Source organism: Allorhizobium undicola ORS 992 = ATCC 700741 (assembly GCF_000621665.1).
In the GTDB taxonomy this organism is placed as follows: domain Bacteria; phylum Pseudomonadota; class Alphaproteobacteria; order Rhizobiales; family Rhizobiaceae; genus Allorhizobium; species Allorhizobium undicola.
Genome location: NZ_JHXQ01000001.1, coordinates 69,320 through 85,033 on the forward strand (window position 1 = coordinate 69,320; position 15,714 = coordinate 85,033).

Below are 15,714 nucleotides of genomic sequence, written 5' to 3' on the forward strand. Positions count from 1 at the left end.
GCACGACCTAAAGCGATGCCGCCTTTTTCGTTTCGGTAAGGGGTGGGGCGTTGCGCAGCATGGCGGCGAGGGAGCGCATGAGTTGCGTGGTGGAGGCTGAAAGGCTGCGCGGGCGGATAAAGACGGGATCGGCTGGCGTTTGTTGAGCCTGTGGCGTGGCGGTTCTGGGGGCAGGCTTTGCCTGCACGGTCATGACGGCAGGCTCCAGCACGCCGGGAATGGGGCGCACCGCCATGCCCTGATGGGCATAATCCATGATGAGCTTGAAGGTCATGGCGGGCAGGGAGCCGCCGGTCATTTCATTGCTTGAGGTATCATCGTCATTGCCGAACCAGACCGCCGTGGTGAAATTGCCGGTGAAGCCCACGAACCAGGCATCGCGATAGGCCTGGGTGGTGCCGCTCTTGCCGGCGGTGAGAATGCCCTCCAGCGCCGCCTTGCGGCCCGTGCCGATATAGGGAACCTTGGTCAGCATCTGGTTCATGTAGCCTGCGGCCTGTTCGCTCAGCACCCGCTTTGGCGCGGGCTCGTCCCGGCTGAAACTGTAAAGCACATGGCCGCGATAATCGAGAATGTCCTCGATGCCATGGCGGCGCGATTGCACGCCACCGGCCGGAAGCACGGCATAGGCCGTGGCCTGATCCATCACGGTGACTTCCGAGGTGCCGAGCGGAATGGTGACATCCTTGCGGATCGGGCTTTCCACGCCCATGGCCTTGGCCATGCGGATGACGGAATCGATGCCAAGCCTTTCCTTCACCAGCCGCACCGGAATGGTATTGATGGACTTGGCCAGCGCCGTTGTCAGCGTGATGCGCCCGGCATAGCTGTTGCCGTAGTTTTTCGGGCTCCAGTTGCCCCAGCTGATCGGCGCGTCCACCACCATGGTGTCGGGCTTCAACCCCGCTTCCATGGCCACCGAATAGGTGTAGATCTTGAAGGAGGAGCCCGGCTGGCGCAGCCCGCGCGTGGCGCGGTTGAACTGGCTTTCGCCATAATCGCGGCCGCCGACCATGGCGCGCACCGCCCCGCCGTTTTCAATGGTGACGGTGGCGGCCTGCTTGACGCGATATTGCTCGCCATTGTCGCGCAGCATGGTGGCAACCGCGTGTTCCGAAACCTTCTGGATGCTGGGATCGAGCGTGGTGCGCACGATCAGCGAATGTTCGGGAAAGCGTGCGGCAATGCGCTGCACTTCGTCAAAGGCCCAGTCCAGGAAGAAATCCGGTGCTTCCTGCTCTGCCCGGTCAACGACGGTGGCCGGATTGCGCCGTGCCGCAATGACCTGCCCCTCGCTCATCAGCCCGCTTTGCACCAGATTGCTCAGCACCTCATTGGCACGGCCGCGTGCGGCGGGCAGGTTGACATGCGGGGCATATTTGGCGGGCGCCTTGAAAAGCCCCGCCAGCATCGCCGCTTCCGCCAGGTTTACATCGCGCACACTCTTGCCGAAATAAAATTGCGAGGCCGCCGCCACCCCGAAAGTGCCGCCGCCCATATAGGCACGGTCGAGATAAAGCGAGAGGATTTCCTTTTTCGACAGATTGGCTTCCAGCCAGACCGAAAGAAAAGCCTCCTTGATCTTGCGCTCGATGGACCGCTCATTGGTGAGAAACAGGTTCTTGGCCAATTGCTGTGTCAGCGTGGAGCCGCCCTGCACCACGCCGCCGGCGCGGGCGTTTTCCGAGAGGGCGCGCGCAAGGCCAATGAAATCAATGCCGTAATGGTCGAAAAATCGCCGGTCTTCGGTCGCCAGAACCGCCTTGACCAGATTGTCCGGCAGATCCTCGAAGGGAACGGAATTTTCGTGGATGATGCCGCGATGGCCGATGACATTGCCGTAACGATCGAGAAAGGTCACGGCGAAATCGCCCCGATTGCGCCAGTCCTTCTCCGTTTCCTGAAAGGCGGGCTTTGCCAGCGCCAGAAGCACCACGGCCCCCGCCGTGCCAAGCGTCATGGCCTCGCCAGCGGCCTCGAATACCAGCTTTTTCCAGCCGCGCATCCGAAAGCGCCGGAAGAAGATCGTCAGCTCTTCCCAGATTTCACCGGCGCGAAAGCCCGCATTCCAGACGGTGGAGTCCAGCCAGGCATCGATCTTCAGAAAAATATGCCGCTTTCGCCGCGGTTTCTTGTCATTCATCGCCGGTTCTCACGACCGTTTCCGCCACAAAACGCCAAACATGCGTGTTCAAGCTTGACAGAGGGCGAAACCCTCCGCATCTGTCAGCCTTCGCATAAACGCCTCCACCCGGTTTGTCCGGTGCTGCGCGGGAGCATCATGCTCTATAATGAAAAACATCATATGCGAGTCAAATTTTAACGAACAGATAATGTCGTCAAGGAGCCTGCCGTGAGCAGCAATGCCGAAACCGTTCCCTTCTGGAAAGCCCGCACCCTGGCCGAAATGAGCGCGCGCGAGTGGGAAAGCCTGTGTGACGGTTGCGGCCTGTGCTGTCTCAACAAGCTGGAGGATTGGGATACGGGCGAGGTGGTGTTCACCTCCGTGGCCTGCCGGCTTCTGGATGGGCAGAGCTGTCGGTGCAAGGATTACGAAAACCGCGCCGCCACGGTGCCGGATTGCATTCAGCTGACGGTGGAGCAGGTTTCGGAAATCGGCTGGCTGCCGCCCACCTGCGCCTATCGGCTGGTGTCTGAAGGGCGTGACCTTTACTGGTGGCATCCGCTGGTGTCGGGCGATAGTGAAACTGTTCATACCGCAGGCATTTCCGCGCGCGGGCGCACCATCAGCGAGGAAGAGGTCGATCTCGACGATTTCGAGGATTACATCTGCGACTGGCCGCTGACGGTGGGAGAGCGGTGATGCCAGGGGCAATGAAATTAACCCTTGGCATTCCCTCAAGGTAAAGAAACGTTAGTATTTTCGAATTTTGACACAATTAGCCAGTCTCGCGCAAGGCTCGGCCACTATCCTCAATGAAATTTTGGATAGCGAGGGCGCGTCGATGAATGTTATTGCGCAGGTAGGCAAGTTATCGGTGGATGAGGCGATCCTGTCGATGATGGATCGGCTTTCCTCCGTCCAAGATATGCCGCAAGTTCTGCCGGTTCTTATGGATTTTCTTTCCGGCCTGCCCGCCAATCGCCGCTTGCAGGCGGCGGCCTCGCTTGCCCATGCCAACCCCTTCTTCCTGCCGGCCATGGGTGAAGACAGTGTACGCCAGCTCTCGGTGTCGCTGGATCAGTTTGCCGAGCTTGTCTTTCGTGCCAAGTTGACGGCCCATCATGCGAAGCAGCCCAATGTGCTGGTTGCCTGTGCGCCGAAATCCGCCTCCACCTTTATTTCCGCCGCGCTTTGCCAGGCGATGCAGGTTCCGACAGCCAGTCTTGCCCTTCCTGCCCTGACGCCGCTGGCAAGCTCCAATCTCGGCGGCAATCTTCGCTCGCAGGAGACGGACGAATTGGCGCTTTTGCGGGTCGGGCTGAATGGTCGTGGCTATGTGGGGCAGCATCACATTCGCTGCACGCCGTTTCTGGCGTCGCAATTGCAGGTTTATAATATTCGCACCATCGTCACCATTCGCAATTTCTTCGATACTCTGGTCAGTCTCGATGATATGCTTGTGTCCTGGCGGGCAAGTGGCGGCAGTGGTTTTTACGATGATGGCCTGCCTGCCGATTATGCCAGCTACAGTCTGGAGGAGCGGCTCGATCTTCTCGTGGCGGAGCAGGCGGTGTGGTATGCGCAATTCCTGCTGAGCTGGACGCGCTGCGAACGCGAGGGGAGGGTAAAGCCTCTTTGGGTGCGTTACGAAACGGATTTTCTGGGCGACAAAAAGGTCCTCAGTGCGCGCATCGCCGAGTTCATCGGCAATGGCTATTGCGATGCCGACAAGCTGCTGGCAGCCTTTGGCGATACCTCCGATGCCGACAGGAAGCGGATCAACAAAGGGGTCAGCGGGCGCGGGGCGGCGGTGCCGGTGGCCGTGCGTGACAGGGCCATGCGCATTTTCGAACGCTACGCGGCCGACTGCGACATGACGCCGCTGACCGGCTGAGCTTCTGGCGATTGTTGCGGCGGGCGCTGTAAAATCCTTCCTGCATTTATTTGGAATTACTGGTCAAACAGCGATCCCCGTCGTTTCGGCGGGGATTTCTTGTGCCGCCCTGCTGCAAAACGGCATGAAAATTCACAATTCCGTATGGATGTGGAACGGTTGTTTTATTCCGGTGCTTGTGTTCCTGCCTGCCTGGCCAGTGTTGGCACAGGCCCCGAAGCCGTTGACGTTTTTGCCTTTTTGCATTTTCAATAAAGGTGTTGTGAATAGTCCTCAACTTTTTTTGGTTGTTAAGATTTCCTGTATTGCTAGGTATTAAGACTGGTGCGATAGGGAAGGAAAGGCCTTCACCGGTTGTGCTTCGGTTGGTGCTTGAGTTGGAAGGAATTTGGCGATGAATATCGGAGAAGCCGCCGCCGCTTCCGGCGTTTCCGCTAAGATGATCAGGTATTACGAGGAAATCGGCCTGGTCATGCCGGCCCGCCGTACAGCGAGCAATTATCGCGTTTACAGCGACAACGAGGTGCACCGTCTTCGTTTCGTAAGAAGAGCGCGTATGCTGGGTTTCTCCCTCGAAGAGACCGAGCGACTGCTGGCTTTGTGGAGCGCGCCGGCCCGCAAGCGTGGCGATGTGCGGGAAATGGCGATGAGCCATGTACGCGAGCTGGAAGAAAAGATGGATGCCATGCGCGCCATGGTGGATACCTTGAAGCATCTGGTCGATAATTGCGAGGATGAGACCGGCCCCAATTGCCCTATTCTCGATGAGTTGTCGGGGGATCAATGCGGCGCTGAGGAAAGTTCTGCCTTTGAAGACGCATGAGGCTTGACCTTCCCCTCTGGGAAGGGATCAGGCTGGTGCGGTTCGAAAGGAGTTTTCCATGACTGGAAATGTTGAATTTGTCGTAGACGACATGACCTGCGGTCATTGTGAGGCCACGGTGCGGAAAGCGCTGGCGGAAGGCCTTCCGGGTGCGGCAGTGTCCATCGACATCAACGCGCGGACCGTAACGGTGGAAGGCGATGCCATGGCCGCGGAAGCGGTCATCAGAGATGCGGGCTATACGCCTGTTCAGAAACGCACCTGAACCCTGGGGGCGGGGGGATGGGGCGGACGGCCGGCAGTCTTCGGACTCCGGCCGTCACTCGTTACAAGGCCTTTCGGCTTTGTGCGGCGTATCCGGGACTGCGGTTTTCAGGCGGGGCCTGCCCGTCTTCTTTTTCCTTTGCGAATATCCCAAGCCGCTGATGCTGGTGAGATCGTGGAAATCCTTCCGGGCAAGAATGCGTTACAGCGTAATTTGCACGGTTGATAAAACGCACGGGGCTGCGGTGTTTTATGAGAATAAAATCCTAAAATTCTGGCGGTAATTTTGGCGTGTCGGCGACGGAAGGCGCTTTACAGGCGGATTTGTCGCATGATTTTTTCCGATCACGGGAAAATCTCGAAAAACTAGGAATAAAGTCCTTGACGGCGTCACGGTGATTTGCTAGGGTTTATGTATGGTCGGGAAATTGCGGGTCGCGGTGCTGCGCGCCGCACAGCTCCCACCGGCTTTTTCACTTTTTGGATGTTGCTGTCGCTGGATGGAGGTCTGCCATGCGGGATGCGTTGCGGCGTGACATAGCCGAAGCTCTTGTGCTGGAAATGAAGGCGGCGGATCTGGCGGCGCTCAATGAGCAATATGCCCGGCTGCTGGCGGATCTCATGCTGGAGATGCGCGCCCAGTTCGATCTCTTCAGGGCACTCAGGGCCAATGCGGAGGCCTTGATTGACGGTGCGGACGAGGCGCTGGCAAAGCTGGCCCGGGCGGATATGAAGGCGGCGAGCGATGCCATATCGCTGATCGTGCGGACGCTGGAAAAGATCGATCAGTTGCAACGGCAATTGGCGCGGGATCGCGACCTTGAAGAGGAGCGCGCTCTGGACAACAGACCCGTGGAAGAGGCGCAGGCTGCCCTTCTGGCGCTGGTGGAGACCCAGGCGGAAACGCGGGCAAGGATGCTGCTGGCTGAGTGGCAGGCAGGGCAGGTGCCGGATGGATGACGGACCTGGAGCATTTCCGGTGAAAACGGGATCCACAGTACAGGTCGCTGAGGCATGTGGCGTGGCCTACCCCCCTCTGCCTTGCCAGGCATCTCCCCCTCAAGGGTGGAGATTGCAATACGGACAAAGCGCCATTCTTCAATGAATAGGTGTGATGACGGCGTTTTTCAGGAATTCAGGCAGTGCCTTGATCTTGCCGATCTCCCCCCTTGAGGGGGAGATGTCCGGCAGGACAGAGGGGGGTAAACCATACGCAAAACCGTAGCGTCGTGTACTGTGATCAAACGCACGAAGGACGCTGTAACACTTTAAAGCTGCTACATAATTTTCACCTTAAATCGATTCCGATTTAAGGAATTATGCAGTAGCGCCGGGGACTGCGGAAACCGGCATGAGGGCGTGATCGGATCGGAGTGAAACCAGATTTGCTGTTTTGGCGGGGATTGGGGCAGGCCCGGCGTGAGAGGCGGAGGTGGCGATGGATTTTCCGGTAAGCTTCGCGCAGGGGCGGGGCGTGGCGCGCAAGGCGGCTGAAGGAAAGCGGCAGCCGTTTTCCGGAAAGCTCCGGGGCGAAAACCAGCATGGCGAACATCGTAACGGCGCCAATGGCCTGCACGATGGGCCGGGTGCGGTGATGGCCGGGGCTGGCGGCAGGGGTGATCTTCTGGCCGGGGTGGCGGGCGGGGCCTTGCTGGCGGAAATGGTGCGGCATGGCACTCAGGCGCATCAGGCGCTGGATGAGGTTGCCGGGCTTTACAGCACGCTTTGCGGGCGTATTCGCGATACGGGGCGGGCGATGACAGAGAAAAGCACGGCAGGACGGCCAGCACCTGAAAGCATGGCGGCGCTGTTTGCAACGCTCGATCCGCTGGTTTTGCGGCGGCTCACGCGAAGCTGGGCGCTTTTGCGCCATCCCGCCCAGGCGCCGCCGGAAGGGGCGTGGCGCAACTGGCTGCTGATGGGCGGGCGTGGTTCCGGCAAGACGCGGGCTGGCGCGGAATGGGTGCATGAACTGGCCTCGCGCGGCGAAAAATCGGGCCTGCGTATTGCGCTGGTGGCCGAAACGCTGGGCGATGCGCGGGAGGTGATGATCGACGGGCTTTCCGGCATTTTGCGCATTGCCCGCTTTCGCCGTCCCGAGCTGGAGATTTCCCGCCGCAGGCTGGTGTGGCCGAATGGCGCGGTGGCGCAGATCTTTTCCTCCGAAGACCCGGAAAGCTTGCGCGGCCCGCAATTTCATTATGCCTGGTGCGATGAGATCGCCAAATGGAAACATGCCGAGGAAACCTTCGACATGCTGCAATTTGCCCTGCGGCTGGGCGAGGATCCACGGCAGGTGATTACCACGACGCCGCGCCCGGTGCCGATCCTCAGGCGTTTGCTGGCCGACCCCGGCACGCGGCTGGCGCGGCTTTCAACACTGGGCAATGCGGCCAATCTGGCGCCCGGCTTTATCGATGCGCTGCAAAGCCGCTATGGCGGCACGTGGCTGGGGCGTCAGGAGCTGGATGGCGAACTGATAGAAGACAGGGAGGATGCGCTGTGGCGGCGCGAGCGGCTGGAAGAGCTGACCGTGCGGCTGGTGGAACCGCTTTCCCGCATTGTCGTGGCTGTCGATCCGCCCGCCGGTTCCGGCGCGGGCTCCTGCTGTGGCATTGTGGTTGCCGGGCTGGATGGCCGGGGGCGGGCGGTGGTGCTGGCCGATTGCTCGGTGGAAAGCGCGACGCCTGCCGCCTGGGCGGGGGCTGTGGTCAAGGCCTTCCGCCGTTTCGAGGCCGATCGGGTCGTGGCCGAAATCAATCAGGGGGGTGAAATGGTCTCGGCGCTGTTGAAAAGCGTAGAGGCCAGCCTGCCGCTGAAACTGGTGCGGGCCACGCGGGGCAAGTTCCTGCGCGCCGAGCCGGTGGCCGCCCTCTACGAACAGGGCCGTGTGCTGCACGCCGGACGGTTTCAGGCGCTGGAAGACCAGATGTGTGATTTCGGGCCGGACGGACTTTCAAGCGGACGCTCTCCCGACCGGCTGGACGCGCTGGTATGGGCGCTGACGGCCCTGCTGCTGGAGGGCGTGGGCGAGCCGAGGGTGAGAGGGCTTTGAGAAGGGGCGAGAAAAACCGGGCCAGAATGGCGGCGACCCGTCGAATGGCGGGCCGCGGAAAATAACTTGGCGGAAGATAACTTACTTGTCGTTGGCGGGCTGCGGTGCGGCCATGCGCATCTGGCGCCATTCCGCTTCCAGCCGCTCGACGATGTGGCTGGGAATGGTCTGGCTGGGAACAGTCTGGCTTGCCTGGGCGGGCGTCTTCACTTGTGCAGAGCTCTTGGCGTCCATCTCATCTTTCCTTCTGGTCCCCGGTGCCGTCATGGCACTGGTTTGGCAGTGATTGCGCAGGCTTCAGCCGCGCTTGCTGATCGCCGCCCTTAACCTGCGGCGAGGACAAAAGTTCCATAGGCTTAAGCAATTGTAAAGTTAACGGCGCAGGCCATTAAACGATTTAAAATAGTTTAAACGATTAGATTTCCACATTTTGTTCGGCGCGAAGCCGCAAGTTTGACGTTAACCCTAAGGATTGGGGGGGTGTCCATGAATGACATGGTGTCGAGGCGATTGTTTAACCATCTTCGGGCTGCCCTGTTTGGCGGCAGGCTCACGCAGGGGCAGGTGGACGGGGTGAATGCGATTCTGCGCGGCTGGCGCCAGCATGGGCAAGGCGGCAATCCCGACCAGCTTGCCTATGTGCTGGCCACGGCCGTTCATGAGACGGCAGGCAGGCTTGCCCCGGTGCGCGAAACCCTGGCCGAAAGCGATGCCGAGGCCGTGGCGCGGCTGGAGGCGGCCTATGGCGCGGGACGCCTGCCGCAGGTGTCGCAACCCTATTGGCGCCCTGACGAAGAGGGGAAAAGCTGGTTTGGCCGGGGCTTCGTGCAACTGACCTTTCGCTGCAATTACGAGCGCATGGGCGAGGCGCTTGGTCTCGATCTGGTGGCCGATCCCGATCTGGCGCTGAAGCCTGAGGTGGCGGCGGACGCCCTGGTGGCGGGAATGCGGCAGGGGCTTTTTACCGGCCGCAGGCTGGATGAGTTTCTACAGGGCGAGCGGCAGGACTGGGTGGGGGCAAGGCGCATCGTCAACGGGCTCGACCGGGCCGAAAAGCTTGGCCTGCTGGCGCAGACCATTCGGGAAGGACTTTCGTGATGGGAAAAATGATGGATGTGATGCGGTATTTCCGGCGTGGTTCCGCTCCGGAGCACGCCAAGTCCGCTTCCCGCCGTGGTGGCGGATTGGCGCTGTTGATGGATGCGGTGGCGGGCCGTGATGCGGGCCGAAACTATGCCGGGCTGGCGCGGGCAGGGTTCATGGGCAATCCCGTGGCGCACCGGGCCGTGCGGCTGGTGGCGGAGGCCGCCGCCGCCGTGCCCTGGCTGCTTTATGCCAATGACCGCGAGGTGGAAGATCATGCCGCGCTGACGCTTCTGGCAAGGCCCAATCAGCGGGCGACGGGGGCGGATTTTCTGGAGGCGCTTTATGGCCATCTGGCGCTTTCTGGCAATGCCTATGTCGAGCCGCTGCGGCTTGGCGGGCGGCTGCGGGAGCTGCATCTTTTGCGGCCGGACCGGGTTGGCATTGTCGAGGGGCCGGATGGCTGGCCGGTGGCCTATGATTACCGGGCGGGCGGCGTTTCACGGCGCATCCCCGCCGAGGCCGAACCCCCGGCCATTCTGCATTTGCGGCTTTTTCACCCGCTTTCCGATCATGACGGTTTTGCGCCGCTGGCGGCGGCGGCAGGCGCGCTCGACCTGCACAATGCCGCCCTGCGCTGGAACAAGGGGCTGCTGGACAATTCGGCCCGGCCCTCCGGTGCGCTGGTCTATCAGCCCAAGGAGGGTGGCAATCTCTCGCCCGATCAATATGAGCGGCTGAAGGACGAGCTGGAACAGGGCTATGCCGGGCCCATGCGGGCGGGCCGTCCGTTGTTGCTGGAAGGCGGGCTGGACTGGAAGGCCATGAGCCTTTCGCCGCGTGATCTCGATTTCATCGAGGCGCGCAACGGTGCGGCCCGCGACATTGCCCTTTCGCTGGGCGTGCCGCCCATGCTGCTGGGCATTCCCGGCGACAATACCTATGCCAATTATCAGGAGGCCAACCGCGCGCTCTACCGGCTCACCGTGCTGCCGCTGGTGCGCCGCACCGCCCAAAGCCTCTCGCTTTTCCTCTCGCAGGACTATGGCGAGAGCCTGCGCCTTGCGCCCGATCTCGACCAGGTGGAAGGCCTTTCGCTGGAACGCGACGCGCTCTGGGCAAGGGTAGGGGCGGCTGATTTCCTGAGCGACGAAGAGAAGCGGCAGGCGGTGGGCTATGACGGATAAGGCTTTTTTCTCAGAGAGATGGGCGGATGTGCGGACTCAATCTGTGACGGTGTGAAAGCCATGGGTGAAGAGAACCCGCCAAGGGATTCTCCAAAATCAGCAATCTTGATTTCCAAAGGGCGCCGCAGGCGTCCTTTTTGTTTGTGGGGGCAGTTATGAGCGATTTTGGCAGCGATCCGCATCTGTGGTCGGCGCGGATGACGGGGGCGATGGCGGGGGCGGCAATCTCGCTGGTCTACCTCCTGCCGCAAAGCCGGCGTGAGGCGGCCAGCCGCTTTGTGACCGGCGTGGTCTTCGGGCTGATTTTCGGCGGGCCGACCGGGCAGTGGCTGGGCATGAGGCTGGGCATTGCCGATCAACTTTCCAGCCAGGAAACAATGCTGGCGGGCGCCACCACCGCAAGCCTCATGGCGTGGTGGGCGCTGGGCGCGCTGACGCGCCTGGCCGCCCGCTTCGGGCGGGACAGATAATTCCAGCTTTCAAACAGAGGGAGAAAGCCATGCACGCTTTTCGCGGGCCGATGACGCTCGTGCAGAAATTTTCCGGCCTGACGCTGAAGGGCGTGGCCGAGGACGGCTCCTTTTCCGGCTATGCCAGCGTGTTCGGCGAGGTGGATCTGGGGCTGGACGTGATCGAGCGCGGGGCCTTTGCCAATTCGCTCAGGCTGCGGGGCGCATCCGGCATCAGGATGCTCTACCAGCACGATCCCGCCGAACCGATCGGCCGGTGGACGGCGCTGCGCGAGGACCAGCGCGGGCTTTATGTCGAAGGGCGCCTTTCGCCGGAGGTGGGCCGCGCCCGCGAAGTGCTGGCCCTGATGCGCGAAGGCGCGCTGGACGGGCTTTCCATCGGCTTCCAGACGGTCAAGGCGCGCAGCGAGGCCAAAAGCGGCGTGCGGCGCATTCTGGAGGCCGATCTTTGGGAAATCTCGGTCGTCACCTTTCCCATGGCGCCCTCGGCGCGGGTGTCCAATGTCAAGCATCAGCGGTTTTTCCGCGACCGGGAAACCGAGCTGGCCCGCGCCATGCGCCGCGCCGCCAAAGCCATGGCGGCGCGTTCCTTCAGAGCATAATCCGACCGGAGCGAAACGAGGATCGAAAAGATTATGCTTTAAAAACAGATAGTTAGAGAGATTGTCTCATTCAATCGGATCGAAAAGCGCTCTGACACTTCCACTCACCGCAAAGGAGTTATTCATGACTGAAACCAACGTGACAGCACCCGAAATCAAGGCCGTGCCGGAAACCATGACGGCGGCTTTCGACGACTTCATGGGCGCCTTCGAGGCCTTTCGCGAGGCCAATGACCGGCGGCTGGAGGAAATCGAGCAGAAGCTGACCGCCGATGTGGTCACGCGCGACAAGGTGGAGCGCATCAACCGGGCGCTGGACGACCAGTCCCGTGTCATCGACCAGCTGGCGCTGAAGAAGCTTCGCCCGCAACTGGGCGGGCGAAGCAGCATTGCCGATGCCGAGCGCAAGGCGGCCTTCGATGCCTATATTCGCCGGGGCGATGAAAGCGGCCTGCGCGATTTGCAGGCGAAATCCATGAGCAACAGCGCCGATGGCGAAGGCGGCTATCTGGTGCCGGACGAAACCGATGGCGAGATTGGCCGCAGGCTCTCGGCGGTTTCGCCCATTCGGGGGCTGGCAACGGTGCGGCAGGTTTCGGGCGCGGTGCTGAAAAAGCCCTTCGCACCCACCGGCATGGCTTCCGGCTGGGTGGCCGAAACGGCGGCGCGCCCGGAAACGGCAACCCCGGACCTGACCGAGCTTTCCTTTCCCACCATGGAGCTTTACGCCATGCCGGCGGCCACCCAGAGCCTGCTGGACGATGCCGCCGTGGATGTGGAGGCCTGGATTGCCGCCGAGGTGGACATTGCCTTTGCCGAGCAGGAGGGCGCGGCCTTCGTTTCCGGCGATGGCGTGAACAAGCCCAAGGGCTTTCTGGCCTATGACCGGGTGGCGGACAGCAATTGGGCCTGGGGCCGGATCGGCTATCGGGCCACGGGGGCGGCAGGCGCCTTTGCCGCAAGCGGCCCTTCCGACGTGCTGATCGATACGATTTATGCGCTGAAGGCCGGACACCGCCAGAACGGCACCTTCGTGATGAACCGCAAGACGCAAGGGGAGATCCGCAAGTTCAAGGATGGCGATGGCAACTATTTGTGGCTGCCGCCGCAGCGGGCGGGCGAAGCGGCCTCGCTCATGGGCTTTCCCGTGGCCGAAGCCGAGGACATGCCCGATATTGCCGCCGATGCGGCGGCCATCGCCTTCGGGGATTTCCGCGCCGGTTATCTGGTGGTGGACCGCATGGGCGTGCGGGTGCTGCGTGACCCCTATTCGGCCAAGCCTTACGTGCTGTTTTACACCACGCGCCGGGTTGGCGGCGGGGTGCAGAATTTCGAGGCGATCAAACTGGTGAAATTCGCCGCCTCCTGAGGCCGCATGGCCCGCCATTGCTGCATGATGTTACAGCGCCGTGCGTTTTATCAAACGCACGAAGGACGCTGTAACACTTTAAATCTGCTGCATGATGTTCACCCTGAGCCGGAAACGGCTCAGGGAATGACGCAAGGAGCGGCTGGCTGGCTGGCTGTGCTTCTTTCCAGAGACATTTCCCGGAGACGATCATGACCTGTGTTGAACTCGCCGCGCCCGCGTCCGAGCCGGTTTCGCTTGCCGATGTCAAGGCGCATCTGAAGATCGACCATACCGATGAAGACGATCTGCTGAGCGGGCTGATCAGCGTTGCCCGCCGCCATGTGGAGGCCGAAACCGGGCTGACGACCATCAGCCGCCCCATGCGGCTCTACCTTGACGACTGGCCGCGCGACGAGGTGATTCAGATTGCCAGCGGCCCCGTGCAAACCCTTGATGCGGTGACGGTTTATGACGAGACGGGCGTGCCCGTTCAAGTGTCGCTTGAAGATCACCTGCTGGATGGCGTGGCCCGTCCCGCCCGTCTGTGGCTGCGCGAACGGCCGCTGCCGGGGCGGGTGCTGAACGGCATCGAGATTGATTTCACCGCCGGGTTCGGCGAGGCCGCCGCCGACGTGCCCGATGGGTTGAAGCGGGCCATGCTGTTGCATGTGGCGGCCATGTTTGCCTGCCGGGGCGCGGTGACGCTGGCCGACCAGCCGGCGCTGGTGCCGCCCGGTTACGACCGGCTGATCGCCCCCTTTTGCCGGAGGCGGCTGTGAACGGTTTTACCATTCCCGATCCCGGCGAGATGCAGGCGCGGCTTACCCTACAGGCGCTGCTGGAGGAGCCGGATGGACAGGGCGGGCTTCTGGGCAATTTTGCCGATGTGGCGCGGCTGTGGGGGCGCGTCGAGCTGAAGGCCGTGGCGCTTTCGGAACTGGCGGGGGCAGAGCGTGCCGTGACCACCTGTCACGTCACTGTCTATTACCGCGACGACCTTGCCGCCGGGCAAAGACTTTTATGGCGCGACAGGCAGCTTGCGATCCGCGCCGTGCTGGAGCCGGATGCAGCCCGCCGCTTTCTGCTGCTGGTCTGCGAGGAGGAAAGCCGATGAGCGAGGCGGTGAACGCCACCATGCAGCAATTGAGCGATGCCCTGCGGCGCATGGTGAAGGACAAGGCAAGGCAGCAGGCGGCAAAGCGCATGGCCGAACGCGAGGAGGACAAGGATGAGCGCAGCGGTGAATGAATTGCTGGCCGCTGTTACCGCAAGGCTGGAGGCAGATGTTGCCCTTGTGGGCCTGATCGGCACGGGCCGGATTTGCGACCGCCGCCTGCCGCGCGGGCGCGAACCCTATGTGATGCTGGGCGAGGTGGAATGCGAGGACATGTCCAGCGACGATGACGGGCTGATTGTCTGCCACCTGACGCTGACGGCCTGGGCGGCGGAAGGCAGGCGGCAGGTGGAAGCCATTGCCGCCCGGATAAGGGCGGTGCTGGACGATGCAGCGCTCGTTCTGCCGACGGCGGTGGCGGTTTCGCTGCTGCATGAAAAAACCGCCAGCCGGCGCGAGGAGAAGAGCGCGCTTTACCGCGCCGACATTCAGTTTCGCAGCCTTCTTGCCTGAGGCAATCGCGCTCAAATCGATTGAGATATGAATAAATCAACTTTAAGTTGAATATTTTTCGAATTTATACACGTAAAGAGAGAATCAAGTTGAAACCTTCTCGCGTCAATAACAGACTGCGGTTTCCGGGGGCAGGGGACAGCGGCTGACCATCGCTCAGGTGGCGGTGATCAGCCGCAAGCTGCCGGAGCCATTATCAAGCAAGATATTCGAGATAGGAGTTTTCCATGGTTGTGCAGAAGGGCAAGGACCTGCTGCTGAAGATTGCAGATGGCGGCGTCTATGTGACGGTTGCGGGTTTGCGGTCGAAAAAGCTTTCTTTCAATGCCGAGACCGTCGATGTGACGGATGCCGACAGCGCCGGGCGCTGGCGCGAGCTGCTGGCGGGGGCGGGCGCGCAACGCGCATCCGTTTCCGGGGCGGGGCTTTTCAAGGACCAGTCGTCCGATGCGCTGGTGCGGGCGGCGTTTTTTTCCGGGGCCATTTTGTCGTGGCAGGTAATCATTCCGGCCTTTGGTACGGTCAGCGGGCCGTTCCAGGTGACGGCGCTGGATTATTCCGGCGACCATTCCGGCGAGCTGAAATTCGAAATCGCGCTGGAATCGGCTGGCGAACTCAGCTTCGGAGCGGCAGCATGACCATGACCCTTGCAGGACGTGCAAACCGGCGGCGCGGCGAAGTGGAGGCGGTGATCGACGGCGAAAGGCGCATTCTGTGCCTGACGCTGGGGGCGCTGGCCGAACTGGAAACCGCGTTTGCCGCGGAAAGCCTGGCGGCGCTTGCCACGCGCTTTTCTTCTGGGCGGCTGGGCAGCCGCGATCTCATCCGCATTCTGGCGGCGGGCTTGCGCGGGGGCGGCAACCGCTTTTCCGATGAAGATGTGGAGGACATGGTGGTGGAAGGCGGCGTCAGCGCCTGTGCGGCCATCGTGCGTGATCTTCTGATGCTGACCTTTGGCGTGGGCGACACGCCGGAGGCGGGGCCAAACCCTTGCGAGCCGCAACAGGCCAGGACGTGACATCGCCGCCGCCCCCCTTTCCCTGGGGGGCGGCAATGCATGTTGGCCTGTGCCTGTTGCGGCTTCCACCGGAGCTGTTCTGGCGGCTGAGCCCGCTGGAATTTGCCGCCATGAGCGGCACCTTGCAGCCCGCACCCGCTGCCTTCAGCCGCGCCGGATTGGACGCGCTGATGGCCGCCTTTCCCGACTGACCGGCATGGCGGCGGCGGCCCGAT

General features: G+C 61.9%; 20 protein-coding genes. 18 read left to right on the forward strand and 2 right to left on the reverse strand.

Annotated features, from left to right (window positions below; genetic code table 11):
- Positions 1-7: 7 nt before the first annotated feature.
- Positions 8-2,143, reverse strand: coding sequence for a transglycosylase domain-containing protein (locus T424_RS0100365; RefSeq protein ID WP_027485953.1), 2,136 nt, complete (start codon positions 2,141-2,143; stop codon positions 8-10).
- A gap of 210 nt (positions 2,144-2,353) precedes the next feature.
- Between T424_RS0100365 and T424_RS0100370 the strand changes: the two genes are divergently transcribed.
- From T424_RS0100370 to T424_RS0100400, 6 genes are all read left to right on the forward strand, one after another.
- A complete protein-coding gene (locus tag T424_RS0100370; RefSeq protein ID WP_027485954.1) occupies positions 2,354-2,824 on the forward strand; it encodes a YcgN family cysteine cluster protein in 471 nt (156 codons plus the stop codon).
- A gap of 142 nt (positions 2,825-2,966) precedes the next feature.
- Complete coding sequence (locus T424_RS0100375; protein WP_027485955.1) at positions 2,967-4,019, forward strand: hypothetical protein; 1,053 nt, start codon at positions 2,967-2,969, stop codon at positions 4,017-4,019.
- Positions 4,020-4,413: 394 nt separating this feature from the next.
- Entirely contained in the window at positions 4,414-4,842 is a 429-nt protein-coding gene (gene cueR / locus T424_RS0100385; protein WP_027485956.1) for a Cu(I)-responsive transcriptional regulator, read from the forward strand.
- 58 nt (positions 4,843-4,900) lie between these two features.
- The gene (locus T424_RS0100390; RefSeq protein ID WP_027485957.1) at positions 4,901-5,107 is read left to right on the forward strand and encodes a heavy-metal-associated domain-containing protein; all 207 of its coding nucleotides are present in this window, start codon (positions 4,901-4,903) and stop codon (positions 5,105-5,107) included.
- A gap of 512 nt (positions 5,108-5,619) precedes the next feature.
- The gene (locus T424_RS22925) at positions 5,620-6,066 is read left to right on the forward strand and encodes a hypothetical protein (RefSeq protein WP_051558701.1); all 447 of its coding nucleotides are present in this window, start codon (positions 5,620-5,622) and stop codon (positions 6,064-6,066) included.
- A gap of 838 nt (positions 6,067-6,904) precedes the next feature.
- Entirely contained in the window at positions 6,905-8,161 is a 1,257-nt protein-coding gene (locus T424_RS0100400; RefSeq protein WP_027485958.1) for a DNA-packaging protein, read from the forward strand.
- 81 nt (positions 8,162-8,242) lie between these two features.
- Here the strand turns inward: T424_RS0100400 and T424_RS22800 are convergent, their stop codons facing one another.
- A complete protein-coding gene (locus T424_RS22800; protein WP_154664752.1) occupies positions 8,243-8,395 on the reverse strand; it encodes a hypothetical protein in 153 nt (50 codons plus the stop codon).
- 252 nt (positions 8,396-8,647) lie between these two features.
- Between T424_RS22800 and T424_RS19860 the strand changes: the two genes are divergently transcribed.
- From T424_RS19860 to T424_RS0100465, 12 genes are all read left to right on the forward strand, one after another.
- A complete protein-coding gene (locus T424_RS19860) occupies positions 8,648-9,259 on the forward strand; it encodes a glycoside hydrolase family 19 protein (protein ID WP_051558702.1) in 612 nt (203 codons plus the stop codon).
- On the forward strand, positions 9,259-10,431 hold the full coding sequence (locus T424_RS0100415; RefSeq protein ID WP_245269372.1) for a phage portal protein: 1,173 nt from the start codon (positions 9,259-9,261) through the stop codon (positions 10,429-10,431). Before T424_RS19860 ends, T424_RS0100415 begins: the two co-directional genes overlap by 1 nt.
- 155 nt (positions 10,432-10,586) lie before the next feature.
- Complete coding sequence (locus T424_RS0100420) at positions 10,587-10,901, forward strand: DUF6107 family protein (RefSeq protein ID WP_027485960.1); 315 nt, start codon at positions 10,587-10,589, stop codon at positions 10,899-10,901.
- Between the two features lie 29 nt (positions 10,902-10,930).
- Entirely contained in the window at positions 10,931-11,503 is a 573-nt protein-coding gene (locus T424_RS0100425) for an HK97 family phage prohead protease (protein ID WP_027485961.1), read from the forward strand.
- A 124-nt stretch (positions 11,504-11,627) separates the two neighbouring features.
- The gene (locus T424_RS0100430; RefSeq protein WP_027485962.1) at positions 11,628-12,872 is read left to right on the forward strand and encodes a phage major capsid protein; all 1,245 of its coding nucleotides are present in this window, start codon (positions 11,628-11,630) and stop codon (positions 12,870-12,872) included.
- 191 nt (positions 12,873-13,063) lie between these two features.
- Positions 13,064-13,633, forward strand: coding sequence for a head-tail connector protein (locus tag T424_RS0100435; RefSeq protein ID WP_027485963.1), 570 nt, complete (start codon positions 13,064-13,066; stop codon positions 13,631-13,633).
- Positions 13,630-13,968, forward strand: coding sequence for a phage head closure protein (locus tag T424_RS0100440; protein WP_051558703.1), 339 nt, complete (start codon positions 13,630-13,632; stop codon positions 13,966-13,968). The genes T424_RS0100435 and T424_RS0100440 overlap by 4 nt, the downstream gene beginning before the upstream one ends.
- Entirely contained in the window at positions 13,965-14,102 is a 138-nt protein-coding gene (locus T424_RS22375; protein WP_154664753.1) for a hypothetical protein, read from the forward strand. The genes T424_RS0100440 and T424_RS22375 overlap by 4 nt, the downstream gene beginning before the upstream one ends.
- Positions 14,083-14,481, forward strand: a complete 399-nt coding sequence (locus T424_RS0100450) for a DUF3168 domain-containing protein (RefSeq protein ID WP_027485965.1) — start codon at positions 14,083-14,085, stop codon at positions 14,479-14,481. Before T424_RS22375 ends, T424_RS0100450 begins: the two co-directional genes overlap by 20 nt.
- A 227-nt stretch (positions 14,482-14,708) precedes the next feature.
- A complete protein-coding gene (locus T424_RS0100455; RefSeq protein WP_027485966.1) occupies positions 14,709-15,119 on the forward strand; it encodes a phage major tail protein, TP901-1 family in 411 nt (136 codons plus the stop codon).
- On the forward strand, positions 15,116-15,499 hold the full coding sequence (locus T424_RS0100460; protein ID WP_027485967.1) for a gene transfer agent family protein: 384 nt from the start codon (positions 15,116-15,118) through the stop codon (positions 15,497-15,499). Before T424_RS0100455 ends, T424_RS0100460 begins: the two co-directional genes overlap by 4 nt.
- Positions 15,496-15,690, forward strand: coding sequence for a rcc01693 family protein (locus tag T424_RS0100465; protein WP_027485968.1), 195 nt, complete (start codon positions 15,496-15,498; stop codon positions 15,688-15,690). The genes T424_RS0100460 and T424_RS0100465 overlap by 4 nt, the downstream gene beginning before the upstream one ends.
- Positions 15,691-15,714 lie beyond the last annotated feature (24 nt).